The organism is Microbacterium sp. B35-04 (assembly GCF_010634885.1).
In the GTDB taxonomy this organism is placed as follows: Bacteria; Actinomycetota; Actinomycetes; order Actinomycetales; family Microbacteriaceae; genus Microbacterium.
Genome location: NZ_MWLP01000015.1, coordinates 1 through 23,448, shown reverse-complemented (window position 1 = coordinate 23,448; position 23,448 = coordinate 1). Strand labels below are relative to the sequence as shown.

Below are 23,448 nucleotides of genomic sequence, written 5' to 3'. Positions count from 1 at the left end.
CGTCGGTCGTGCGGTCAGGCGTCCTTCCCGTGCATCTCCGCTTCGACGACCGCGGCCGCGGCGGCCGGGTCGTGATCGGTGACCTCGGACGCGCGCCGGGCGGCGGCGATCGCTCGCTGACCGGCGGGCAGCCAGACGGCGAGTCCGACGACGACGAACGTGAGCAGGCCTGCCGCGATGAGGAGCACCTCGATCGGCATGATGTCGGCGAGGGGACCGAACACGACCATGCCGACAGGCATCGCGACGGCCATCACGATGCCGACGAAGCCGAAGACACGACCCTGACGCTCGGGCTCCACCGTCTCCTGCAGCAGCGTCATCGACGGCGTCGAGAAGAACGGCACCGCGAGTCCGACGAGGAACATGAAGCCGAAGAACACCCACACGTTCGGCGACAGTCCCAGTCCGATCGAGAGGATGCCGAAGACCAGCGATGACACCACGATCAGCCCGACCCGGCTGCGCTTGGCGAAGAAAGATGCCACGAGGATGCCGCCGAGCACCATGCCGATGCTGAACGCGACCTCGAGCACCGCGAGGTTGACGACGTTCTGCGCCTCACCCGCCGGGAACGAGCGGACCAGCATGAGCGGCGTGAGGTTGGAGGGGGCGACGGTGAGCAGGAAGATGATCGCGAACAGCACGAGCAGCCAGCGCACGAACGCGTGGTGCGCGATGTACCGCACGCCGTCGACGAGGTCGGCGAAGTAACCCGTCTGAGTGTCGGCCGCCCGGCGGATCGTGCTCACTGGGATCAGCGAGAGGATGCCGACGCCGATCACCGCGGTCACGACGTCGATGAAGAAGATCGGGATGAGCGATGCTGCGGTGCCGCCGGACGCCGCAGAGGCCCACGCGTAGAGCGCGCCCGCGGCGGCCGGCGCCAGCAGGGCCATCGCCGACTGGATCGAGCCGTTGATGCCGTTGACGCGGATGAGGTTGCGCGTCGGCACGATCTGCGGGATCAAGGCCGAGACCGCGGGCATCTGGATGCCGGCGCCGGCGGAGCGGATCGCCATCGTCGCGAAGATGAGCCATACGGCGTCGTAGCCGGCCATCATGACGAGGGCGAGCGCCAGTGTCGACAGCGCGATCGCGGCGTCCGCGCCCATGATCAGGTACTTGCGGTTGTGGCGGTCGGCCCACACGCCGCCGAAGATGGACACGACGGCCTGCGGAAGGAACCCGAACACGGCCGCGAGCGTCATCACGAGCCCCGACTGGTACGTGATGGTCAGATACCAGAACACCGCGTACTGGACCAGCATGGAGCCGAACAGGCTCACCGTCTGGCCGCCGAGGAAGAGGACGACGTTGCGCAGCCACCCGGGCGGGTCGGGAGTCTCGTCGGCGTCGGTGCCGCCGTCGCCGGCAGCGTCCGCCGCGGCTCTCCCCGGCACGTCCGCCGGGCCGGGCGGGAAGTCCGTCGCGGGAACGGAGCGGGTGCCCTCAGCATCCGTCCTGTCGTCGTCGCGCGCGCCGTTCATCATCGCTCCTCGTATGGAATGCCCGGATGATCGCGAATCCGCCGGCGAGGTGGCGGTCGCGACATCGCGGGCGCGACTGTAGCACGGAGCCCGGACACGCGCCGCGCCCGAAGTCTCAGCCGCCGTACTGCGCGAAGCCTCAGCCGCCGTACTGCGCGAGGAGCGCCCGCGCGCCGTCCGCGAGCGCGCTGATTCGTGCCGCAGCGTCGTCGCGCGACTCACCGCGCACGTCCAGGTACAGCTTGAGCTTCGGCTCGGTCCCGCTCGGGCGCACGACGACGCGCGAGCCGTCGGCGAGCCACAGCCGCAGCACGTCGCCCGGCGGGAGGTCGTCGACGCCCTCTTGCAGGTCGTCGATGCGATCGACCGCGACCTCCCCGACGGATTCCGGATGCCGTGCCCGCAGCGCGGCCATGATGCCCGAGATCTGCGACACGTCGTCGACGCGGATCGAGATCTGATCGCTCGCGAAGGCGCCGAACTGCTCCTCGAACTCGGCGAGGAGGTCGGCGAGGGTCGCGCCTCGGCCGCGCGCCTCGGTCACCATGCCCAGGATCGCGACGGCCGCAGAGATGCCGTCCTTGTCCCGCACCGTGCCGGGGTTCACGAGGTAGCCGAGAGCCTCCTCGAATCCGAAAACCAGTCCGGGCGCGCGGGAGATCCACTTGAAGCCCGTGAGCGTCGCATGGAAGCCGAGTCCGTAGTGCTCCGCGACAGCCTGCAGGCCGGGTGAGGAGACCAGCGAGCAGGCCAGCGAGGCGCCCTCGGGGGCTGCGCCGCCGGCCGCTGCGAGCTGCGCAGCACGCCACCCCAGCAGCAGCCCGACCTCGTTGCCCGTCAGCCGTCGCCAACCGTCTTCGGCCGAATCGTCGGGGAGGGCGACGGCGAGCCGGTCGGCGTCGGGGTCGTTGGCGATCACGAGTTCGGCGCCGGCGTCGCGCGCCGCCTCGAAGGCGAGGTCCATCGCGCCGGGTTCCTCGGGATTCGGGAACGCCACGGTCGGGAAGTCGCCGTCGGGCTCCAGCTGCGCCGACACCGGTACCGGTGCCGGGTAGCCGGCCGCCTCGAGAATGCGCGACAGGGTCTCCCACCCGACGCCGTGCATCGCGGTGTACACCCAGGTCAGCCCCTCCGCGCCGGCGGGCGCCGGCGCGACCGCGGCGGTCGCCGCGACGTACTCGTCGACGACACTCTCGGTGGCGAGCTCGAAGGCGAGCGAACGGGGGAGCGTGCTGATGTCGTCGCCCTCGGCGACCCGGGCGATGTGCGCGGCGATCTCCGCGTCGGCCGGCGCGACGATCTGCGAGCCGTCGTCGTCCCCGCCGAGGTACACCTTGTAGCCGTTGTCGGCGGGCGGGTTGTGGCTCGCGGTGACCATGACGCCGGCGGCGGCGCCGAAGTGGCGCACCGCGAACGCGAGCACCGGCGTCGGCAGCAGGCGCGGCAAGAGGATCGCGCGCAGCCCCGCGCCGGCGAAGATCTCGGCCGAGTCACGAGCGAACACGTCGGAGTTGCGGCGTCCGTCGTAGCCGATGACGACGATCGGCGCATCGTCGAGGATGCCGGGAACCTCCGGGCCCTCCGCCTCGAGCGCGTCCGCCGAGGGAGGGTCGGTGAGCTCGGGCGCATCCGGCAGCCCGACGGCCGTGTCGTGGGCGCCTTCCGCCGCCGGCGATCCGCCCTCCGCATCGGCCACCTCATCGGCTGCGTTCGTCGGCGCCACCGCGATGTCTGTGTCGGACGACGCATCGTCTGTCGCGGCGCCTGGCTCAGCATCTGCGTCGGCGTCCGCCTGCTCGTTCGTCTCGGCACCGGCCGCGTCCGTGACGGGCGCCTCTGTACCCACGGGAGGAAGTCCGGCCCGCTCGCGCACGTAGGAGGCCAGCCCGGCGGCGGCCTGGGCGACCAGGACGCGGTTCATGCGGTTGCTGCCGGCGCCGAGCGCGCCCCGCAGCCCGGCGGTGCCGAACGCGAGCCGCGTCGAGAAGCGGTCCACGAGGTCTTCCGCGGCGGCCTGGTCGCCGGACTCGGCGGCCTCGATCAGCGCACGCAGCTCGGTGCGCGTCTCGCCGTCGGGGTCCTGGGCGAGCCAGGCGTGCGCGCGCTCCAGGACGGCGGTGGCGGCATCCGACCCGGCCGGAACCTTGTCGGGTGCCGGCTCCTGCATGTCCGGGCTCGCTGCCGGCACCTCCTCCGCGCCGTTCACAGCGCGCCGATCACGCGCGCGAGGAGCGATGAGATGACGGGCTCGGCCTCGCGGCCGGCGTCGAGCACCTCCTGGTGGCTGAGGGGAGACTTCTGGATGCCGGCGGCCATGTTCGTGATCAGCGAGAAGCCGAGGATCTCCATGCCGGCCTGGCGCGCCGCGATCGCCTCGAGGGCGGTCGACATGCCGACGATGTGCCCGCCGATCGCCTTCGCCATCTGCACCTCGGCCGGCGTCTCGTACTGCGGGCCACGGAACTGGCAGTAGACGCCTTCGTCGAGGCTCGGGTCGATGGAGCGCGCGAGGTCGCGCAGGCGGAGCGAGTAGAGGTCGGTGAGGTCGATGAACGTCGCACCCTCGAGCGGCGAGTCGCCGGTGAGGTTGATGTGGTCGCTGATCAGCACGGGTCGCCCCGGCGTCCACGTGTGCTTGATGCCGCCGGCGCCGTTGGTGAGCACCATCGTGCGCGCCCCCGCCGCGGCCGCGGTGCGCACGCTGTGCACGACCCGGCGCACGCCGTGGCCCTCGTAGTAGTGGGTGCGGGCGCCGATCACCAGCACGCGGCGGCCCTTCGGGGTGACGATGCTGCGCAGGGTCCCGACATGACCGCTGAGCGCCGGGGCGCTGAAGCCCGTCACCTGGGCGGCGGGGAACGTCGCCGTGGTCTCGCCGAGCAGCTCCGCGGCCTTGCCCCAGCCGCTGCCGAGCGTCAGCGCGATGTCGTGACGCTCGACGCGGGTGATGCGGGCGATGTCCTCCGCGGCGGCGGCGGCGACCTCGAAGGGGTCGGCCGTGGGGTCGTCGAGAGGGTTGCCGGTGGTGTCTGACATGCCACCACTTTAGGAACCCCCGGGGCCAAGGGCCAGCGCGGGCGCTCCGCCCCGCATCCGGGAGTGTCGCCGGATGTGTCGTGGTGGCGTCGTCCGGCAGGGGAGAATGGAATCCATGTCGATCAGCTTCGAGACCACCCAGAGCGTCGCCATCCTCGGCGGCGGACCCGGAGGCTACGAAGCGGCGCTGGCCGCCGCCCAGCTCGGAGCCGAGGTGACCGTGGTCGAACGAGCAGGCATCGGCGGCTCGGCGGTCATCACCGACGTCGTCCCGTCGAAGTCGCTGATCGCGACCGCCGACGCAGCCGTCGCGATCGCCGGCGCCGGTGACCTGGGCGTGCAGCTGTTCGCCAAGGGCAAGGACGGCAAGCCGCTGAAGCCCGAGATCGCGATCAATCTGAGCGCCGTCAACAAGCGCCTCCTCACTCTCGCCCGGCAGCAGTCCGACGACATGCGCGCATCGCTGGTCGAGGCAGGCGTGCGCATCATCTCCGGCCACGGGCGGCTCGAGGGCGACCACGCCGTCGTCGTCTCGACCGGCCCCGGCGGGACGGACTTCGACCGCATAGAGGCCGACACGCTCGTCGTATCGACCGGCTCCTCGCCGCGCGAGCTGGCGAGCGCCAAGCCCGACGGCGTGCGCATCCTCACCTGGACGCAGCTGTACAACATGAGCGCGCTGCCCGAGCACCTCATCGTCGTGGGCTCGGGTGTGACCGGAGCCGAGTTCGCCGGCGCCTACATGAACCTGGGCGCGAAGGTCACGCTGGTGTCCAGCCGCGACCAGGTGCTGCCCGGTGAAGACAAGGATGCTGCGGCCGTCCTCGAGCGCGTCTTCAAGCGCGGCGGCATGAAGCTGCTGTCGAAGTCGCGCGCCGAGAAGGTCGAGAACACCGGCGATGCGGTCGTGGTGACCCTGTCGGACGGCAGCACCGTCGAAGGCAGCCACTGCCTCATGGCCGTCGGCTCCGTCCCGAACACCGCGGGCATCGGCCTCGAAGAGGCGGGCATCCAGATGACCGAGTCCGGCCACATCCAGGTCAACCGCGTGGCGCGCACATCGGTCCCGAACATCTACGCCGCCGGCGACTGCACGACCTTCGTCCCCCTCGCCTCGGTCGCCTCGATGCAGGGCCGCACCGCCATCTTCCACGCGCTGGGCGACGTGGTCATCCCGCTCGAGCGCCGCCGCATCACGTCGAACATCTTCACCGCTCCCGAGATCGCGACGATCGGGTGGCAGGAGAAGGACATCGAAGACGGCCACATCAACGGCGTCGTGCACAAGCTGCCGCTGGCGGCCAACCCGCGCGCCAAGATGATGGGCATCAAGGACGGCTTCGTGAAGATCATCGCGCGCGAGGGCAGCGGCACCGTCATCGGCGGCGTCATCGTCGCCCCGCGCGCCTCGGAGCTCATCTACCCGATCGCGATCGCGGTCGAGCGGCGCCTCACCGTCGACCAGGTCTCGCGCGTGTTCGCGGTCTACCCGTCGCTGTCGGGCAGCATCACGGATGCCGCCCGGGCGATGCACGTCGTCGACCACAACGTCTACGGCGGCTGAGCCCTACCCCGCATCTGCGCGTGCGGGAACGGATGCCGCGGCCCGCGGCATCCGTCTTCGCCCCGCTAATCGAGTCCGGTGCTGGCGGCCCACAGCTCCGCGGCACGGCGCGCGCCGGCGTCGACGAGTGCCCGCAGCTCGGGCCGGTCGGGCATCGCGAAGGAGACGTACGCCCCGCGCCCGCCGGCGATCGGGCGGCCGTACGCCTTCACCGCCAGACTGTGATCGGGCAGCAGCCGCACGGTCAGGGTCTGCAGCTCGAACTCCTCGCCGCGCCGGGAGTCGTGCCAGCGCAGCTCGGGCGGGATCACGACGTTGATCGCCGCCGCAGACACTTCGGGAGAGGTGGGTGAGGCATCCATCCCGCCATCCTGCCCCGGGCACCTGCTCGGCGGAACGGGCGTCAGGAGATCGTCAGCAGCTGGTGACCGGCCGACACCGTGGTGCCGGGGTTCGCGTTGATCGCGCCGATGACGCCGTCCTTGTGCGCCTGGATCGGCTGCTCCATCTTCATCGCCTCGAGCACCACCACGAGGTCGCCCTTGACGACCTGCTGGCCCTCCTCGACCGCGAGCTTGACGATCGTCGCCTGCATCGGGGACTTGACCGCGTCGCCCGAGGCGCCGGCTACGACCGTCGGCGCGTGCGAGCGCCTCGACGGCGGAACGGCGGCGGGACGCCCCGCGACACCGGGCGCCGTGACCACGCGGTCGGGAAGGCTCACCTCGAGGCGCTTGCCGGCGACCTCGACGACGACAGTGTGTCGCGCCTCCGCGGGCGCCGGCGCGTCGAGCTCGCCGTCCCACGGCGGGATGTCGTTCACGAACTCGGTCTCGATCCAGCGCGTGTACACGCCGAATCGGCCGTCCTCGGCGGTGAACGCGGGGTCGCGCACGACCGCCCGGTGGAACGGGAGGACGGTGGGAAGGCCCGAGACCTCGAACTCGTCGAGGGCCCGGCGCGAGCGCTCGAGCGCCTCGGCGCGGTCCCGGCCGGTGACGATGATCTTCGCGAGCAGCGAGTCGAACGCGCCCGACACGCTGTCGCCCGCGGTGACGCCGGAGTCGAGACGGATGCCGGGACCGCCGAACGTCTTGAACACGTGGATCGGCCCGGGCTGGGGGAGGAACCCGCGTCCCGGGTCTTCGCCGTTGATGCGGAACTCGATCGAGTGGCCCTCGGGCTTGGGGTCGTCGTAGCCCAGCTCTGCGCCCTCGGCGAGGCGGAACTGCTCGCGCACGAGGTCGATGCCGGTGACTTCCTCCGACACGGGGTGCTCCACCTGGAGGCGCGTGTTCACCTCGAGGAACGAGATCGTGCCGTCCGCGCCGATCAGGAACTCACAGGTCCCTGCGCCGACGTATCCGACCTCGCGGAGGATCGCCTTCGATGAGTCGTAGAGGATCCGGTTCTGGTCGTCCGAGAGGAACGGTGCCGGCGCCTCTTCCACCAGCTTCTGGTGACGGCGCTGCAGCGAGCAGTCGCGCGTGGAGACGACGACGACGTTGCCGGCGGCGTCCGCGAGGCACTGCGTCTCGACATGACGCGGCTGGTCGAGGTACTTCTCGACGAAGCACTCACCACGACCGAACGCGGTGATCGCCTCGCGCGTCGCCGACTCGAACATCTCGGGCACCTCGTCGATGGTGCGGGCGACCTTGAGACCTCGCCCGCCGCCGCCGTACGCCGCCTTGATGGCGATGGGAAGGCCCACCTGCTCGGCGAACGCGACGACCTCGTCGGCGCCCGCCACAGGGCCGGGAGTGCCCGGGGCGAGGGGAGCTCCGACCTTCTCGGCGACGGCGCGGGCCGTCACCTTGTCGCCCAGGGCCTCGATCGCCTCCGGTGAGGGGCCGATCCACACGAGCCCCGCCGCGACCACGGCGCGGGCGAAGTCGGCGTTCTCGGCGAGGAACCCGTAGCCCGGGTGCACGGCGTCGGCGCCCGAGCGGCGGGCGACCGAGAGGATCTTGTCGATCGACAGGTACGTCTCGGCGCTGGTCGAGCCCTCAAGGGCATACGCCTCGTCGGCGAGGCGGGTGTGCAGGGCGTCGCGGTCCTGGTCTGCATAGACGGCGACAGACGACTTCCCGGCATCCCGGGCGGCGCGTATGACGCGGACGGCGATCTCGCCGCGGTTGGCAATGAGAACCTTGGCGATCTGGGGCATGGATGCCAGCCTACCGACGGCATCCCAGCTGCTTTTGAGCGGTTCATACAAGAACCGATCAGAAACGTGGGCTTCCTACTACAAGGCCAATCGGCCGTCGGAGGCGGCGGCGCGACGTCGGTCGCGTCGCCGCGCGCGCTCTCACCTGACCGTCGTCAGAGAGTGGGCGGCTCGGTCTCCGTCGTCCGGAGCGACGGATCGGTGACGTTCCACAACGACGCCCAGTCCACTCCGACCTCGCGGACCAGCCGGCGCAGCGTCGACACCGACATCCCGACCACCGTCGAGGGGTCCCCTTCGACGCGCTCGATGAAGGCGCCGCCCAGGCTGTCGACGGTGAACGCCCCGGCCACGTGCAGGGGTTCGCCGGTGGCGACATACGCCTCGATCTCGGCATCCGTCACGTCCTCGACGAACGAGACGGATGCGGCAGCCGTCGCATGCACCTCGCGCGGGGGTGCGCCCGGCTCGATGCGCACGACGGCGTGGCCCGAATGCAGCACGCCGGTGCGGCCGCGCATCGCCTGCCACCGGGCGACGGCGTTCTCGGCGGTGTAGGGCTTGCCGAGCACCTCGCCGTCGAGCTCGAACATCGAGTCGCCGCCGATGACGATGCCGTCGAAGCCGGGGATGTCGTCGCGCAGCCGCGCCGCCACTTCCGCGGCCTTCCGCCGCGCGAGCAGCAGGACGTGCTCGTCGGGCTCCAGCACGCGGCCCTCGGCCGCCTCGACCGCGGTGATGACCGCGTCTTCGTCGACGTCGGGGGCGATCGTGAGGGGACGGATGCCGAACTGCTCGAGCAGCATGAGCCGGGCGGGGGAGGTCGAGGCGAGGCAGACGCGCATGCCCCCCACGGTACGCGGCCGAGAGCGAACGTCGACCGCTCAATGAGCTTTACTGCACGGTCGTTGAGCGAGCTTGCGAGTCGAAACGCACGAGCCCACGAGCGACGTCGGACGAACGGGCGCGGCGTAGGCTCGACGGATGAGCGGAACCGGCGACCTCCTCGACCTCGACATCACGGGCGTCGCCCACGGCGGCGTCTTCGTCGCCCGGCATGAGGGCCGAGTGGTGTTCGTGCCGGACACCATCCCCGGGGAGCGGGTCCGAGTCCGGCTCACCGACACGGCCAAGAGCTCGTTCTGGCGCGCCGAGACGCTCGAGGTGCTCGAGGCGTCGCCGCATCGGCAGCTGCACGTGTGGCGGCAGGCGGACGTCGACGTGCCGCCCGAGCAGCGACCCGGCGGCGCCGACTTCGGGCACATCTCGCTGGACCACCAGCGCAGGCTCAAGCTCGAGGTCCTGATGGACGCGCTGCAGCGATTCGGTGGCATCGCCGGGCCGGTCCTCTCGATGGAGTCGGCGTTGCCGATCCTCTCCGACTCCGCCGGCGCGCTCGCCGGCGAGCCGCTCGCGGAAGAGACCGTCGACGGCACCGGGTGGCGCACACGCGTGAGCCTGCACGTCGATGCCGACGGCAACGTCGGCCAGTACGCGGCCCGCAGTCACCGCGTGGTGCCGCTCGAGGACCTGCCGCTCGCGACAGCCGAGGTCGAGCAGGCCGCCCTGGCACTCCGCGCCGGTGAGCCCGGCCGCGTCGACCTCGTGCAGCCGGCGGATGGGCGGGTTCGCGTGCTGCCGCGCCCGGAACGCCGCCCGGATGCCGCGGGCCGCCGGGGCAGCGGTCGCCGAGGCCGCCGTGCCCCCGAGGCGGAGACGGTCATCGAGCGCGTCGACGGTCGCGAGTTCCGGGTCGATGCGGGCGGCTTCTGGCAGGTGCACCGTCTCGCCGCCCACTCACTCACCCAGGCGGTCACCGGGGCCCTGCAGAGTCTGCGTCAGGACGGGCCGATCCGTCAGTCCGGCGGGCTCTGGATCGACCCCGAGGCATGGCATCTCGATCTCTACGGCGGCGTCGGGCTCTTCGCCGCCACACTCGGTCGGCTCGGCGGGCCCTCGACGCGGGTGACCACCGTCGAATCCGACGCCCGGGCCACCGAGCACGCGGGCGAGAACCTCGTCGACTGGGTCGGCGCACGTGCCGAGACCGGGCGGGTCGACCGGTGGCTGACGCGGCTCGGGGCCGAGGCATCCGCATCCGATCGCGAACGGCTGTCGCGGGGCGTCGTGCTCCTCGACCCGCCCCGCTCGGGCGCCGGACGCGAAGTCGTGGAGCAGATCGTCGCGCTCTCGCCGGCAACCGTCGTCTACGTGGCGTGCGATCCCGTGGCGCTGGCGCGCGACATCGCGACCTTCCGGGCAGGGGGCTACGACCTCGCCCGGGTCGACGCCCTGGATCTCTTCCCGAACTCGCATCACGTCGAAGCCGTGGCGGTTCTCACCCGCGGGTGACCCACGTGGCTAGGCTGGCGGAATGACGCGTGTGGCCTTCATCGACGACCACGAGTCGGTACGGCTCGGGCTCGAGGCGGCCTGCCTCCGCGCGGAGGCGATGAACGTCGCGTTCTCGGGCAGCACGGTCACCGAGTACGTCGACTGGCGCGCCTTCTCGCGCCAGCCACCGGCCGACGTCGTCGTGCTCGATCTGACCCTCGGCGACGGCACCACGGTGACCGAGAACGTGCGGCGCCTCGTGCTCGACGGGTCGAGCGTCATCATCCACAGCGTCGCCGATCGGCCCGCAGCGGTGCGCGAGGCGCTCGCCGCAGGGGCGGCCGGTGTCGTCAGCAAGTCCTCGCCCATCGGCGACGTGATCGCGGCGGTGCGCACGGTGGCGCGCGGCGAGCCGCTCAACAACGTGGAGTGGGCCAGCGCCGTCGAGGGGGACCGCGCTTTCGCCGACGCGCAGCTCTCGGCCCGCGAGCGGGACGTGCTGCGGCTCTACGCCGCCGGGCTGCCGCTCAAGGTCGTCGCCGACCGCCTCGGGGTCGCGTACTCCACGGCGAAGGAGAACATCACGCGCATCCGCGTCAAGTACGTCGAGGTCGGACGCCCCGCCCCGACCAAGATCGATCTGCTGCACCGCGCCGTCGAGGACGGGATCCTCGTCGAGCCGTCGGCGGACCCGGGAGACCGCACGCGTGGCCGTTGACGCGCAGACCGGCCTGCTCGACACGGCGTGGGGTCAGATCCCGCACTCGCCTCAGGTCACTGCGGGTATCGGATCGTTCACGCGCTCTCGTGTGGAGCGCATCATCTCGCTCGTCGGCGGCGCGTTCGCCCCCCTCGTCCTCGGCCTGCAGTCGTTCCTGACAGGGCTCGGCTCGACCGACGAGCGGCCGGGCTGGCATGAAGCCCTGATGATCTCGGTGTTCGGCACTCTGGCGGTCATGATCCTCGCGTGTGTGATCGGACGCGGCGTCCGCGTCGCCGCAGCTGTCTTCGGGCTCGTCTACGTGCTCGCGCTGGTCGCCTGGCCGATCGCGACCGCTGGAGTACCGCCCACCTCCGGCGAGGAGCCGTGGATCTGGTACCTGCTCAATCTGTCGACCCTCGCCGCCGTGCTGGCCTTCCCCTTCCCGCTGCAGATCGGCTGGACGATCCTCGCCCCCGTGCTCTTCGGGGTGGTCCGGCTGATGCAGCTGGGCTTCTCGAGCGACTACTGGATCACAGTCGGGCTGGACGTGTCGTTCGCGCTGATCCTCGGCGGTGTCATCGTCACCCTCGGGTGGCTGTTCCGCTCGATGGCGGTCAACGTCGACGAGACGCGCGCCCGTGCGGTCGCATCGTATGCGCGGGCGGCGGCGGCGGATGCTGCGGAGCAGGAGCGCGTCGCGGTCGCGGCGCTGATGCACGACAGCGTGCTGGCGGCGCTCATCGCCGCGGAGCGGGCGAGCACGCCCCGCGAGCGCACGCTCGCGGCGTCGATGGCGCGTGAAGCGCTGACCCGATTGGCCAACACCGAGCAGGATGCGCACGAGGGTACCGACGAGCCGTGGGATGTCGCGGCCCTCGCAGCCGCGATCGACGCGGCCGCCGGCGAGCTGGGCGTCGATGTCGACGTGCAGCGCGACTTCGGCGATGCGGGTCCGCTGATCCCCGGACGCGTCGCCCGCGCTCTCGCGCTGGCCGCCACGCAGGCGGTGGCGAACGCGCTGCAGCACGCCGGGGGAGCGGGACTGGGCGTCGCTGTGAAGGAGGCGGGCGGGCGCGTGCGCGTCGAGGTGCACGACGCCGGCGAGGGCTTCGATCTCGACGCCGTCCCGGACGACCGGCTGGGCATCCGGGCGTCCATCATGGCGCGCGTCGCCGCGGTCGGAGGGCATGCGGACCTCGAGACCGGTCCCCACGGGACGGTCGTGCGGCTCACATGGCAGGAGCCGGCCGAATGATCAGCGTCAAGAACGTGCTCGTCGTGCTCGCGGTCGCCTTCACGGCGTACCTCGCTGCGCGCGGTCTGTCGTGGACCGGTACGGTCACGCAGCCCCTCGTCGTCGTCATCACCCTCGCCTTCTACCTGGCGACGACGTGGCTCTGCATCTTCTGGGAACCGGAGTCCGTCCGTGGCGCACCCCGGGCGGGCGAGGCGCAGGCTCCGGGCGCGCACACGGAAGACGGCGCGAAGGCACTGGTCGACGGCATCCGTGGTCCCCTCCCACTTCCCGCGATCGCTCAGATCCTCGCCCTTTCGTGCGCGGTCCTCGTGCCGAGCGCGATCTCGGTCGCCGTCGGGGCGGCGTCGCGCACGGCGCCGTTCGCCACGTGGTACCTGGGCGGGATCGGCGCGCTCATGACGATCGTCATGGTGCGGCGCCGGCCATGGACCGCGTGGAGCGGGATCCTCGCGCTCACCGTCGCGTCGATGCTCTGGATGGGCCCTCTCAATGCGCTCGCGCTCGGTCTGGTCGGCTCGATCGTGTGGGTGACCTGCGCTCAGCTGCTCGTGTACTCGATGGACCGGGCCGCCCGCGACACCTCGCGTCTCACCCGCTTGCAGCGTGCCGCGACCGGGTGGCAGACGTCGCAGGTCGTGCGCCAGCGCGAACGCCGGGTGCAGGTGCAGAAGGCGCTGGCGGTCGCCGGCCCCGTGCTCACGCGCACGGTCGCGCATGCCGGCATGCTGACCGACGCCGACCGGCTGGAGGCGCGGATCGCCGAGGGCAAGCTCCGCGACGAGATGCGCGGACCACGGCTGCTCGACGACGAGGTGCGCGCGGAGCTCGAACGCGCACGCCGTCGCGGCGCCAACGTCACGGTGCTCGACGAGGGGGGACTCGACGACGTCGACGAGGAGCAGCTCGGCGTCATCCGCGCCCAGCTCGCCGACGCACTGCGATCGGCGGCATCCGATCGGCTCTACATCCGCACCTCTCCCGACGAGCGCGTCGCCGTCACTGTGGTCGGGCGCTCTCCGTCGGGGGGAGGACCCAGCGACGAGGACTCCGTCGATCTCTGGCTCGAGATCTCACACCCCGGCAGGGCCTGAGGCGGACCGCCCAGCCTGTGCGGGCCTGAGTCGCGTGCCCCGCTCCGAGTTGAGTCGCGGGCGTGGGGCGGCCGGCCCACAGCGCCGCAGATGATCAGGGGCGGGTGGAGGGCATAACCGCTCGCCGCCCGGAGGGGGAGAGGATACCGGGCGGGGAGCGGAACAGAGAGAGGCGAGGGGCGGCGAAGCCGCCCGCCCCTCGCCTGCGCGGACGGTTACCCGAAAACCGTCCGCATGGCCGGACCCGAGGAAGCCGCAGAGCGGATTCGGATCGGCCGAACGCAGAAGCGTTCCAGCGGATCCAGTATCTCCAGATCGCAAGTGGTGTGTCTGTAGGTATTTCGGGGGACAAGACTCGTCCCCCGGTCGTTGAGCGAGCGAGGCACGTGGTCGTTGAGTGAGCTTGCGAGTCGAAACGCAGAGACGATACGGGTCGAGCCGCCGTCGCGCGTTGGGTGAGGGCGTTTCGTCTCGTTCCTCGCTCAACGACCGGTGCAACGGTGCGCACCCGAAGCCTCAGCCGAAGCGGCCCCAGCCCAGATCCCGGTCGAGCGGCTGCCGAAGCGCGCGCTGCGAGAGCTCCCAGCCGGTGCGGCGCGCGCGATCCTCGGCGACCGCCTCAGCGGCCTCGCCGGTGTAGGCCTCGGTCACGACGGCGATCAGCGCCGCGAGCTCCTCCTCGGTGGGAGTGCCGCGCAGCATGTCGATCGTGACGCTGTCGCGCGCGGTGCCCGCGGGTGATGAGGCCTCGCCGGACGAGCCCCGGTCGACCGGAGCGGCCGTCGGCACCGTCTCGCCGTTCGCACCGCTCACAGCGGGATGTTCCCGTGCTTCTTGGGCGGCAGGGTCGCGCGCTTGCCACGCAGTGCGCGCAGCGCCTTGGCGATCGACACACGCGTCTGCGCGGGCTCGATGATGCCGTCGAGCTCGCCCCGCTCCGCGGCGAGGAAGGGCGAGGCCACGTTGTAGGTGTACTCGTTGGCGAGACGCGTGCGTACCGCCGCGACGTCCTCTCCCGCCTCTTCCGCGCGCTTGATCTCGCCGCGATAGAGGATGTTGACGGCGCCCTGGCCGCCCATGACGGCGATCTCGGCCGTGGGCCAGGCGAGGTTCACGTCGGCGCCGAGCTGCTTGGAGCCCATCACGATGTAGGCGCCGCCGTAGGCCTTGCGGAGGATCACGGTCACCAGCGGCACGGTCGCCTCGGCGTACGCGTACAGCAGCTTCGCGCCGCGGCGGATGACACCCGTCCACTCCTGGTCGGTGCCGGGCAGGTATCCCGGCACATCGACGAGCGTCACGATCGGAATCGAGAACGCGTCGCAGAAGCGCACGAACCGGCTGGCCTTCTCGCCCGCCTCGATGTTGAGCGTGCCGGCCATCTGCGACGGCTGGTTGGCGATGATGCCCACCGAGCGTCCTTCGATGCGTCCGAAGCCGATCACGATGTTGGGTGCGAACAGCGGCTGCACCTCGAGGAAGTCCTCGGAATCGACGATGCCGCGGATCACCTGGTGGATGTCGTACGGCTGGTTGGGCGAGTCGGGGATGATCGCGTTCAGTGCGCGGTCGGCATCCGTCGTCTCGAACTCGAAGCCGCTCTCGTAGACGGGCAGCTCCGCCATGTTGTTGTCGGGGAGGAAGCCGAGCATCGAGCGGACGTAGTCGATCGCGTCGTCCTCGTCCTCCGCGAGGTAGTGCGCGACGCCGGAGCGGGTGTTGTGCGTGTAGGCGCCGCCGAGCTCCTCCATGCCGACGTCCTCGCCGGTCACGGTCTTGATCACATCGGGTCCGGTGACGAACATCTGGCTGGTCTTGTCGACCATGACCACGAAGTCGGTCAGCGCGGGGGAGTACACCGCACCGCCGGCGGCCGGGCCCATGATGATCGAGATCTGCGGGATGACGCCGGAGGCCCGGGTGTTGAGGCGGAAGATCTCGCCGTACTTGCCGAGGGCGACGACGCCTTCCTGGATGCGGGCGCCACCGGAGTCCAGGATTCCCACGATGGGGATGCCGGAGCGCAGCGCGAACTCCATGACCTTGATGATCTTCTCGCCGGCGACCTCGCCGAGCGATCCGCCGAACGTCGAGAAGTCCTGGGAGTACACCGCGACCGTGCGGCCGTGGATCGTGCCGACGCCGCTGACGACCGAGTCGCCGTAGGGACGGGAGCGGTCCATGCCGAAGGCGGTGGTGCGGTGGCGCACGTACTCGTCCAGCTCGACGAAGCTTCCGGTGTCGAGGAGCATGTCGATGCGCTCGCGCGCGGTGCCCTTGCCCTTCGCGTGCTGCTTCTCCTTGGCGACCTCCTCGGGATCGAGGACGGCCTCCTGGAAGCGTGCGCGGAGGTCGGCGATCTTGCCGGCGGTCGTCGAGAGGTCGGGCTGATCGGTCACGGATTCCACCCTATCGGCGGGTTCGGGGGATCTGTTGGAGGGTTGGTACAAGGGGTCGCGGCATCCGCTGTGCGTCCTCGGGAGTCCGCACTCCGGAATCGCGAAAGGGGAGAGTTCCGCACACAGCGACGGGCGTAGCGTGAGCACCATGTCGTACTCGTCCGAGGGGTTCCCGCTCACCGCCGGCGTGAGCCCGCGCGTCCAGGTCGTGGAGACCACCGACTCCACCAACGCCGATGTCGTGCGCCACGTCGTCGATGCGCCGCACGAATGGCCGCACCTGTCGCTGCTGCTCACCACCGATCAGCGCGCGGGGCGCGGGCGCCTCGATCGCACCTGGGTGACGCCGCCGGGCACCGCGCTCGCCGTCTCGGTCGTCATCGACGCATCGGCGATCCCCGCCGCGGCGCGCGGCTGGGTCCCGTTGCTGGCCGGCGCGGCCATGACCCGCGCGATCGCCGCGCAGCTCGCCGGCACCGTGCACACCGCCGCACTGAAGTGGCCGAACGACGTGCTGCTCGATGGCGGGAAGGTCTGCGGCATCCTCGCGGAGGTGGTGCCGGGGCATCCCGATGTCGTCGTGATCGGTGCGGGTGTGAACACACGGATGCCGCGCGCCGACCTCCCCGTCGACACCGCGACGTCGTTCGCTGCCGCCGGCCTGACGTGCGAGGAGGACCGCCTGCTGGCCGACTACCTCGCCGCACTCGACGAGCAGTTGACCGCGATCGTCGCCGCCGGAGGGGATGCCGCCGCGTCGGGCGTGCTCGCCGAGGTCGAAGCGCTCTGCAGCACGCTGGGAAGCGACGTCGCCGTGTCGCTGCCGGACGGCCAGACACTGTGGGGACGGGCGCAGCGCATCGACGCCGACGGACGACTGGTGGTCGTGCAGGACGGCGAGTACGAGAGCGTGGTGTCGGCCGGCGACGTCGTGCACGTCAGGGCGCGTCCCGTCGTCTCCTGAGTCCCGGTCGTTGAGCGAGCGCATCCTGAGCCCCGTCGTTGAGCGAGCGAGGAACGAGCGAGACGAAACGCCTGCACCCGGCGCACACGCCGGTCCAAGGCATCCCGGTCACGCTCGTCGACCGAGCGGTACGAAACGTGCCGGCATGACGGAAAACGGCGGGTGCGCCCCGAAGTGTCTGCGGCTCGTCGCACAATGGGGACATGACGCAGCCGACGAGCTACGGCGGCAGACCGCTCACACCGGCGCCCGGCGCACCGACGCCGGAGCGGCTCGTCGCGCGGTTCCGCCCGCACGCGCGCCGGCTCGCATGGTCGGTGCTGGTGCTCATGGCGGTGGCCGGCGCCTGCGGGTACTTCTACGGCAACCTTCCGGCGCCCTTCGAGAACTGGATGCTGCTGGCCGCTGCCGCCGGCGTGGTGCTGGTGCTCGTCCTCCTTCCGTACCTGGTGTGGTGGGGGCACGTATACACGATCACGACACGGCGCGTGATGGAGCGTCGGGGGGTGTTCGCGGTGAAGCGCCGTGAGCTCGCCCACGTCCGGGGGTACACGCTCAAGGTGCATCGCGGCCTGTTGCAGCGCATCTGGGGTGCCGGCACGATCACCCTCAGCAACGGCATCGACGAGCCGCTGCGGCTCGCCAACATCCCCAGCGCCGACCTCGTGCACGAGGCGCTCGTCGATCAGGTCGAAGTGAACCAGATCCTCGCGCACCGCGACGCTCAGCCGTTGCCACCGGGCCCGCCGCCCGGGGTCCCGCCACGGCCGCCCCTCCCGCAGGCCTGACTGCGGCTCGTTCGTCATCCCGTCGTGCGGGATGATGGAGGGAGCTTCAAGGCGAGAGGGAGAGTGCATGGCGCTGCGAGTCGGAGTCGTCGGGGGCGGGCAGCTGGCCCGCATGATGATCGCGCCGGCGGTCGAGCTCGGGGTCGAGCTGCGGGTGCTCGCCGAAGACGAGGGGATGTCGGCATCCCTTGCCGCCACCGCCGTCGGCGACTACCGCGACGCCGCCACGGTGCTCGCGTTCGCGCGCGACGTCGACGTCGTGACCTTCGACCATGAGCACGTTCCGCAGGACGTCCTCGCCGCCCTCGTCGGCGAAGGGGTCGCGGTGCACCCCGGCCCCGACGCGCTGAAGTTCGCGCAGGACAAGCTCGTCATGCGGGCCCGCCTGCAGGAGCTCGGGATGCCGCAGCCCGACTGGGCGGCCGTCACGGACGCTGACGAGCTGCAGGCCTTCATCGACGACCACGGCGGCCGCGCCGTCGTCAAGACCCCTCGGGGCGGCTACGACGGCAAGGGCGTCCGCGTGGTGTCGGCAGGCACCGAAGCCGACGACTGGTTCGCGACGCTCGCCGAGGACGCCCATGGCGGCGCCCTCCTCGTCGAGGAGCTCGTCGACTTCACGCGCGAGCTCGCGCAGCAGGTGGCCCGCCGCCCCTCCGGCGCCATGGGGGCCTACCCGGTCGTCGAGACCGTGCAGCGCGACGGCGTCTGCGCCGAGGTGATCGCGCCGGCTCCTCACTCGAGCGGACGCCTGCAGCAGGTGGCCGCCGAGATCGGCGTCGGGATCGCCGAGGGCCTCGGCGTGACCGGGATGCTGGCCGTCGAGCTGTTCGAGACCACCGACGAACGGCTCCTGGTGAACGAGCTGGCGATGCGCCCGCACAACAGCGGACATTGGAGCCAGGACGGCGCCGTCACGAGCCAGTTCGAGCAGCACCTGCGCGCCGTGCTCGATCTTCCGCTCGGCGGGACGGAACCGGTCGCCGAGTGGGCGGTGATGGTGAACATCCTGGGGGGCCCGACCGAGGATCCTCTCGACGCGCGCTTCACCGCGGCCATGCAGGAGCACCCGCAGGCCAAGGTCCACACCTACGGCAAGGCGTCCCGCCCCGGGCGCAAGGTCGGGCACATCAACGTCATCGGCGACGACCTCGACGACGTGGCGTACCGGGCCCGGGCCGCGGCATCCTTCTTCCAGGACTGATCCGAGGCCCGCGGTCGGGCCGATGCTTCGGTCGTTGAGCGAGCTTGCGAGTCGAAACGCGAGACGACAGGGGTTGAGCCCAAGTCGTGCATCGGGTGCGGGCGTTTCGTCTCGTTCCTCGCTCAACGACCGGAACGGCCGCGCCGTTGCGGGGATCTTCCAGCCTTCGCCCCTAGCCTTGACAGGTGACTGCGCCCTCTGCTGAATCGCGGCCCCTCCATTCCTCCGAGGCGCCGCTCGTCGGCGTCGTCATGGGCTCCGACTCCGACTGGCGGGTCATGAGCGATGCCTCGCAGGCGCTCACGGACTTCGGGATTCCGCACGAGGTCGAGGTCGTCTCGGCGCATCGCACCCCCGACAAGCTCCTGCGTTACGGCCGTGAAGCCCGCTCGCGCGGCCTGCGCGTCATCATCGCCGGTGCCGGCGGAGCCGCGCACCTTCCCGGCATGCTGGCCTCGCTCACCGCACTCCCCGTCGTCGGCGTGCCCGTGCAGCTCGCGACCCTCGACGGGATGGACTCGCTGCTCAGCATCGTGCAGATGCCCGCCGGCATCCCGGTCGCCACCGTCTCCATCAACGGCGCGAAGAACGCCGGACTGCTCGCCGCGCGGATCCTCGGGGCCGCCGACGACGCGATCGCTGATCGAGTCGAGGCCTATGCCCGAGACCTCGAAGCGCAGGTCGAGCAGAAGAACCGGCGGCTCAAGGAGTCGCTGTGAGCGTCATGAGCCCGCCGAGCGCAAAAGCACGCCTGGTAAAGCCGGGCGTCGTCGAGGAGCGCCCGATGCGGAATCCGGATGCCTCGTCCCGCGCGGTCATGACGCGCCGCGGGTGGTGGCTGGTCGCGCTGAACTTCCTCATTCCCGGGTCCGCGCAGGTGCTCGCCGGCAACCGCAGGCTCGGACGCTTCGGCATCGGCGCGACGCTGCTGATGTGGGTGCTCCTCGTGATCGCGGTGCTGTTCGCGCTGCTCGCCCCGACCGCGGGACTCAGCATCGTCACGAGCGCGTGGCTGCCCGACTGGCTCGCATTGCTGCGACCCCTCCCGCTGCTGCTGGCGCAGGGACTGCTCATCGGCTACGCGGTGCTGTGGGGCGTGCTCACCATCGACACGCTTCGGCTCGTGCGTCTCGTCAAGACGGGACGCGGCGCGCGGTTCGGGATTGCGCTCGTCGCCATCGGGCTGATGGTCGTGGCCAGCGGCACCGCCGCGTACGCCGCGACCACCGTCGGCGCGGTGCGCAGCACCATCAGCACGGTTTTCGGCGCCAGCGGCCCGACGGTGGCGCCGTCCGAGGGCTACTACAACATCCTGCTGCTGGGCGCCGACAGCGGCGAGGGCCGCGACTCGATGAGGTTCGACAGCATCTCGGTGGTGTCGGTCAACGCCGAGACGGGCGCGACCACGATCACCGGCATCCCTCGCGACATGCCGAACTTCCCGTTCGCGGAGGGTCCGCTGCAGGACAGATACCCCGACGGACACGAGGGCCACGCCGATCCGACCTGCGGGTGGGGGAGTGGGATCAATCAGCTCCGCACCGAGGTCGAGGTCTGCGAGGACGGAAAGACGCTGTATCCGGATGCCGAGGCCCAGGGCTCGGAGCCGGGCATCGAGGCGACGAAGGACGCGGCGGAGGGCATCCTCGGCATCGAGATCCCGTACTACGTCTTCGTCGACATGCACGGCTTCGCTGCGCTCGTGGATGCGCTCGGCGGCGTCGACATCACGGTCACCGAGCGTCTGCCCAAGGGCGGCGGGCCGTCGTACCCCGGTGAGCCCGCTGAGGACTGGGCCATCGGGTGGATCGAACCGGGCGCGCAGCACATGGACGGCGACACCGCCCAGTGGTACGCCCGCTCGCGGTACACGACGAGCGATTTCGATCGCATGAGGCGTCAGCGCGAGCTGCAGGAGGCGATCCTCGCGCAGTTCACGCCGCAGGTCGTGCTCACGCGCTTCCAGGATGTCGCCACGGCGGGTGCGGACCTCGTCAAGACGGACCTGCCCCAGTCGTTCATCCCGACGCTCGTCGACCTCGGGTTGAAGGCCAAGGAGCAGCCGGTGCAGACGATCGAGCTGACCCCGGCAGAGGGCATCGACGAGTTCAACCCCGACTACGCGTACATCGCCGACCTCGTGCAGACGACCCTCCACCCGCCGACCCCCACGCCGGAGGGGTGACCCGTGGTGGCCACGCTGCGCGTCGTGCTCGACCAGCTCGTTGCGCCGACCGAGCCCGAGCTCGCCGAGGCGTCGCGCGAGCTCGCGCGGGCGCTCGTGATCGGCGCCCCCTCCGGTTGCGAGGTCGAGGCCATCGCGCCGGCCGGCGGCTCGGATGAGGCATTGGCTGCCGTTCCCGGGTTGGCCGGCGTGCGGCGCACGGCACTCCCGCGGCGCGAGCTGTCGGCCGCATTGCAGCTCGGCGTGGGCACCGGCATCGGCGGCGGCATGATCCACGCGCCGTCGCTCTTCGCGCCGCTCGTGCGTCATGACCGCCTGCACGACAACGATCAGACCGTGGTGACCGTGTGGGATCTGCGCCCGTGGGAGTCGCCCGCCGAGCTGCCGCGCCCCGTCGTCGCGTGGCACAAGGCGATGCTCAAGCGCGCGGTGAAGCACGCCGACGCCGTGGTGGTGCCGACGCATTCGCTGGCGGCCCGGGTGGCGGAGATCGCCCCTGGGCTCGGTGACCGGATGCGTGTGATCGCGGGCGCGTCCCCCCTGGGCTTCTCGGTGCCGGTGGACGAGGTCGGCCGCCGTCGCGAACTCGGCCTGCCCGAGGGGTTCATCCTCTTGGCCGGCGGGCCGCTGGGTTCTGAGGGGTTGGATGCCGGACTCGCGGCGGTGGCGGCATCCGGTGTCGACCTGCCTGTCGTGGTGATCGACGTCGAAGAAGGCCACGAGCCGGCGGTTGCGGACCTCGCCTCAGCGGCCGGGATCCCCGAACGCGGGCTGCACGTGCGCGGGGTGCTGTCGGTGGAGGATCGTGCCGCGGTGTTCGGCGCAGCCGTCGCGTTCGTCGCGCCGTCGCGGCGCGCGGCGTTCCCCTGGCGCGTCGTGGACGCCCTGACGCTCGGCGTGCCGGTCATCGCGGCGTCGTCCGGGGTGCACAGCGACGTGGTCGCCGAGGGCGGGGTCCTCATCGCGGGAACCGACGCGTCGAGTCTTGTCGACGGCCTCGGGGCAGCTTTGGCCGCGTCGCTGGGCTCGACCGCCGCCGCCGAGCGACTGGGCGTGCTCGCGGGGGATCGAGGACGGGCGTTTTCGTGGCGTGAAGCCGCCGACAAGGTCTGGATGCTGCACGCCGAGCTGTAGATCGGTCGAGCCTGAAGCGGACAGTTGCAGGCTTGAAAGGCGATCAGATTCTCGAATCTGCTGGTCGTGGGCTTTCACATGCGCCACACTGGTCGCATGCCGGGGGGTCGGAAACGTGCCATGGCCGCGCGAGCGCGGTCTCTGCTGGTGGTGTGCGCAGCACTGGTGTCGCTCCTCGCGGGCGTCCTCTCAGGGGTCGCGGGATCCTCCGAGGCATCGGCGACGGCAGCCGGGGAGTCGGCCGCCGGCATCGTCGATGCCAGCATCGTGCGGGCCGCGGACCTCTCCAAGTTCCAACCGGGCAACATCATCAGCGACGCCGTCTTCTCCGACCGCAACACGATGAGCGAAGGGCAGATCCAGCAGTTCCTGCAGTCGAAGGTGCCGACGTGCCAGTCGGGCTATGTCTGCCTGAAGGACTGGTACGACACATCTCGCGCGACGAGCGCGGACGCCATGTGCGGCGCCTACCCGGGGGGGATGCGCGAACGGGCATCGGCGATCATCTACAAGGTGGCACAAGCGTGCGGCATCAACCCGCAGGCGCTGATAGTCATGTTGCAGAAGGAGCAGGGACTGGTCACGCACACGTGGCCGTCCGACTGGCGCTACACGATCGCCATGGGGCAGGGATGTCCCGACACAGCCGCCTGCGACACCCGGTACTACGGTTTCTTCAACCAGGTCTACGGCGCCGCGTGGCAACTGAAGCGGTACGCCAACCCGCCCGGAACGAGCCAGTACTTCACCTGGTACGCGCCCGGCAAGACCTGGAACGTGCGCTGGCATCCGAACGCCGCCTGCGGCTCGTCACCGGTTTACATTCAGAATCAGGCGACCGCAAACCTCTACTACTACACGCCATACCAGCCGAACGCCGCGGCGTTGCGAGCGGGTTACGGTGAGGGCGACGGATGCTCGGCCTACGGCAACCGCAACTTCTTCCAGTACTTCACGGATTGGTTCGGCTCCCCGCAGGCAAATTCCGGCGCGTCCGCCATTCGTGCTGCATACCTGTCTCTCGGCGGGGAGAGCGGTGTTCTCGGACCGGCACTGCAGGATGTCGTCTGCGGGATCGCCAGTGGTGGGTGCTACCAAGACTTCCGGAGCGGAAAGATCCACTGGACT

The 23,448-nt window shown here is 70.9% G+C and carries 19 protein-coding genes and 1 pseudogene; 12 read left to right on the top strand and 8 right to left on the bottom strand.

The features are described from left to right. Positions 1 to 14 precede the first annotated feature (14 nt). From B1729_RS04815 to B1729_RS04805, 3 genes are all read right to left on the bottom strand, one after another. Complete coding sequence (locus tag B1729_RS04815; RefSeq protein WP_163616973.1) at positions 15 to 1,490, bottom strand: MFS transporter; 1,476 nt, start codon at positions 1,488 to 1,490, stop codon at positions 15 to 17. Positions 1,491 to 1,629: 139 nt separating this feature from the next. Next, positions 1,630 to 3,657 carry a phospho-sugar mutase gene (locus B1729_RS04810; RefSeq protein WP_239539424.1) on the bottom strand — a complete coding sequence of 676 codons (2,028 nt, stop codon included), beginning with the start codon at positions 3,655 to 3,657 and terminating at the stop codon, positions 1,630 to 1,632. A 35-nt stretch (positions 3,658 to 3,692) separates the two neighbouring features. Beyond that, on the bottom strand, positions 3,693 to 4,526 hold the full coding sequence (locus tag B1729_RS04805; protein WP_163616972.1) for a purine-nucleoside phosphorylase: 834 nt from the start codon (positions 4,524 to 4,526) through the stop codon (positions 3,693 to 3,695). Positions 4,527 to 4,632: 106 nt separating this feature from the next. On the opposite strand from B1729_RS04805, the gene B1729_RS04800 reads away from it, so the two are divergent. Further along, entirely contained in the window at positions 4,633 to 6,090 is a 1,458-nt protein-coding gene (locus tag B1729_RS04800; protein ID WP_163616971.1) for an NAD(P)H-quinone dehydrogenase, read from the top strand. A gap of 65 nt (positions 6,091 to 6,155) precedes the next feature. Here the strand turns inward: B1729_RS04800 and B1729_RS04795 are convergent, their stop codons facing one another. The 3 genes from B1729_RS04795 to B1729_RS04785 form a co-directional block, all read right to left on the bottom strand. After that, entirely contained in the window at positions 6,156 to 6,452 is a 297-nt protein-coding gene (locus tag B1729_RS04795) for a hypothetical protein (RefSeq protein WP_163616970.1), read from the bottom strand. Positions 6,453 to 6,493: 41 nt separating this feature from the next. After that, positions 6,494 to 8,260: a biotin carboxylase N-terminal domain-containing protein gene (locus B1729_RS04790; RefSeq protein ID WP_163630981.1), complete on the bottom strand. Its 1,767-nt coding sequence runs from the start codon at positions 8,258 to 8,260 to the stop codon at positions 6,494 to 6,496. Between the two features lie 155 nt (positions 8,261 to 8,415). Then, positions 8,416 to 9,105, bottom strand: coding sequence for a nucleoside triphosphate pyrophosphatase (locus B1729_RS04785; protein WP_163616968.1), 690 nt, complete (start codon positions 9,103 to 9,105; stop codon positions 8,416 to 8,418). Positions 9,106 to 9,244: 139 nt separating this feature from the next. On the opposite strand from B1729_RS04785, the gene B1729_RS04780 reads away from it, so the two are divergent. From B1729_RS04780 to B1729_RS04765, 4 genes are read left to right on the top strand one after another with little or no spacing between them, the layout of a single operon-like run. After that, positions 9,245 to 10,612 (top strand): class I SAM-dependent RNA methyltransferase, encoded by a 1,368-nt coding sequence (locus B1729_RS04780; protein WP_163630979.1) that lies wholly within the window; start codon positions 9,245 to 9,247, stop codon positions 10,610 to 10,612. Positions 10,613 to 10,634: 22 nt separating this feature from the next. Beyond that, positions 10,635 to 11,312, top strand: a complete 678-nt coding sequence (locus tag B1729_RS04775) for a response regulator transcription factor (protein ID WP_163616966.1) — start codon at positions 10,635 to 10,637, stop codon at positions 11,310 to 11,312. Beyond that, positions 11,302 to 12,552 carry an ATP-binding protein gene (locus B1729_RS04770; protein ID WP_204259998.1) on the top strand — a complete coding sequence of 417 codons (1,251 nt, stop codon included), beginning with the start codon at positions 11,302 to 11,304 and terminating at the stop codon, positions 12,550 to 12,552. Before B1729_RS04775 ends, B1729_RS04770 begins: the two co-directional genes overlap by 11 nt. Beyond that, positions 12,549 to 13,646 (top strand): hypothetical protein, encoded by a 1,098-nt coding sequence (locus tag B1729_RS04765; RefSeq protein WP_163630977.1) that lies wholly within the window; start codon positions 12,549 to 12,551, stop codon positions 13,644 to 13,646. The genes B1729_RS04770 and B1729_RS04765 overlap by 4 nt, the downstream gene beginning before the upstream one ends. Before the next feature lie 516 nt (positions 13,647 to 14,162). Here the strand turns inward: B1729_RS04765 and B1729_RS20705 are convergent. Both B1729_RS20705 and B1729_RS04755 read right to left on the bottom strand, forming a co-directional pair. Further along, positions 14,163 to 14,459 carry an acyl-CoA carboxylase subunit epsilon gene (locus tag B1729_RS20705; RefSeq protein ID WP_239525700.1) on the bottom strand — a complete coding sequence of 99 codons (297 nt, stop codon included), beginning with the start codon at positions 14,457 to 14,459 and terminating at the stop codon, positions 14,163 to 14,165. Then, positions 14,456 to 16,054 (bottom strand): acyl-CoA carboxylase subunit beta, encoded by a 1,599-nt coding sequence (locus B1729_RS04755; protein WP_163616964.1) that lies wholly within the window; start codon positions 16,052 to 16,054, stop codon positions 14,456 to 14,458. Before B1729_RS04755 ends, B1729_RS20705 begins: the two co-directional genes overlap by 4 nt. A 139-nt stretch (positions 16,055 to 16,193) precedes the next feature. Here B1729_RS04755 and B1729_RS04750 point away from each other — a divergent pair, with 139 nt between their 5' ends. The 7 genes and pseudogenes from B1729_RS04750 to B1729_RS04720 form a co-directional block, all read left to right on the top strand. After that, positions 16,194 to 17,009 carry a biotin--[acetyl-CoA-carboxylase] ligase gene (locus B1729_RS04750; protein WP_163630993.1) on the top strand — a complete coding sequence of 272 codons (816 nt, stop codon included), beginning with the start codon at positions 16,194 to 16,196 and terminating at the stop codon, positions 17,007 to 17,009. Positions 17,010 to 17,212: 203 nt separating this feature from the next. After that, positions 17,213 to 17,797, top strand: a complete 585-nt coding sequence (locus B1729_RS04745; RefSeq protein WP_163630975.1) for a PH domain-containing protein — start codon at positions 17,213 to 17,215, stop codon at positions 17,795 to 17,797. Positions 17,798 to 17,864: 67 nt separating this feature from the next. After that, positions 17,865 to 19,001 carry a 5-(carboxyamino)imidazole ribonucleotide synthase gene (locus B1729_RS04740; protein ID WP_163616961.1) on the top strand — a complete coding sequence of 379 codons (1,137 nt, stop codon included), beginning with the start codon at positions 17,865 to 17,867 and terminating at the stop codon, positions 18,999 to 19,001. A gap of 251 nt (positions 19,002 to 19,252) precedes the next feature. Next, complete coding sequence (gene purE / locus B1729_RS04735) at positions 19,253 to 19,720, top strand: 5-(carboxyamino)imidazole ribonucleotide mutase (protein ID WP_163616991.1); 468 nt, start codon at positions 19,253 to 19,255, stop codon at positions 19,718 to 19,720. A gap of 5 nt (positions 19,721 to 19,725) precedes the next feature. Beyond that, positions 19,726 to 21,186 carry an LCP family protein gene (locus B1729_RS04730; RefSeq protein ID WP_204318857.1) on the top strand — a complete coding sequence of 487 codons (1,461 nt, stop codon included), beginning with the start codon at positions 19,726 to 19,728 and terminating at the stop codon, positions 21,184 to 21,186. A gap of 3 nt (positions 21,187 to 21,189) precedes the next feature. Further along, on the top strand, positions 21,190 to 22,320 hold the full coding sequence (locus B1729_RS04725) for a glycosyltransferase (RefSeq protein ID WP_163616959.1): 1,131 nt from the start codon (positions 21,190 to 21,192) through the stop codon (positions 22,318 to 22,320). A 120-nt stretch (positions 22,321 to 22,440) separates the two neighbouring features. Continuing rightward, positions 22,441 to 23,448 (top strand): annotated as a pseudogene (locus B1729_RS04720) (hypothetical protein); the annotation flags it as partial.

Bases quoted from the DNA above. Each gene is read 5' to 3' on its own strand.
- B1729_RS04815 (WP_163616973.1), bottom strand. From the start codon at position 1,490: ATGAACGGCGCGCGCGACGACGACAGGACGGATGCTGAGGGCACCCGC.
- B1729_RS04810 (WP_239539424.1), bottom strand. From the start codon at position 3,657: ATGCAGGAGCCGGCACCCGACAAGGTTCCGGCCGGGTCGGATGCCGCC.
- B1729_RS04805 (WP_163616972.1), bottom strand. From the start codon at position 4,526: ATGTCAGACACCACCGGCAACCCTCTCGACGACCCCACGGCCGACCCC.
- B1729_RS04800 (WP_163616971.1), top strand. From the start codon at position 4,633: ATGGAATCCATGTCGATCAGCTTCGAGACCACCCAGAGCGTCGCCATC.
- B1729_RS04795 (WP_163616970.1), bottom strand. From the start codon at position 6,452: ATGGATGCCTCACCCACCTCTCCCGAAGTGTCTGCGGCGGCGATCAAC.
- B1729_RS04790 (WP_163630981.1), bottom strand. From the start codon at position 8,260: ATGCCCCAGATCGCCAAGGTTCTCATTGCCAACCGCGGCGAGATCGCC.
- B1729_RS04785 (WP_163616968.1), bottom strand. From the start codon at position 9,105: ATGCGCGTCTGCCTCGCCTCGACCTCCCCCGCCCGGCTCATGCTGCTC.
- B1729_RS04780 (WP_163630979.1), top strand. From the start codon at position 9,245: ATGAGCGGAACCGGCGACCTCCTCGACCTCGACATCACGGGCGTCGCC.
- B1729_RS04775 (WP_163616966.1), top strand. From the start codon at position 10,635: ATGACGCGTGTGGCCTTCATCGACGACCACGAGTCGGTACGGCTCGGG.
- B1729_RS04765 (WP_163630977.1), top strand. From the start codon at position 12,549: ATGATCAGCGTCAAGAACGTGCTCGTCGTGCTCGCGGTCGCCTTCACG.
- B1729_RS04750 (WP_163630993.1), top strand. From the start codon at position 16,194: ATGTCGTACTCGTCCGAGGGGTTCCCGCTCACCGCCGGCGTGAGCCCG.
- B1729_RS04745 (WP_163630975.1), top strand. From the start codon at position 17,213: ATGACGCAGCCGACGAGCTACGGCGGCAGACCGCTCACACCGGCGCCC.
- B1729_RS04740 (WP_163616961.1), top strand. From the start codon at position 17,865: ATGGCGCTGCGAGTCGGAGTCGTCGGGGGCGGGCAGCTGGCCCGCATG.
- purE (WP_163616991.1), top strand. From the start codon at position 19,253: ATGGGCTCCGACTCCGACTGGCGGGTCATGAGCGATGCCTCGCAGGCG.
- B1729_RS04730 (WP_204318857.1), top strand. From the start codon at position 19,726: ATGAGCCCGCCGAGCGCAAAAGCACGCCTGGTAAAGCCGGGCGTCGTC.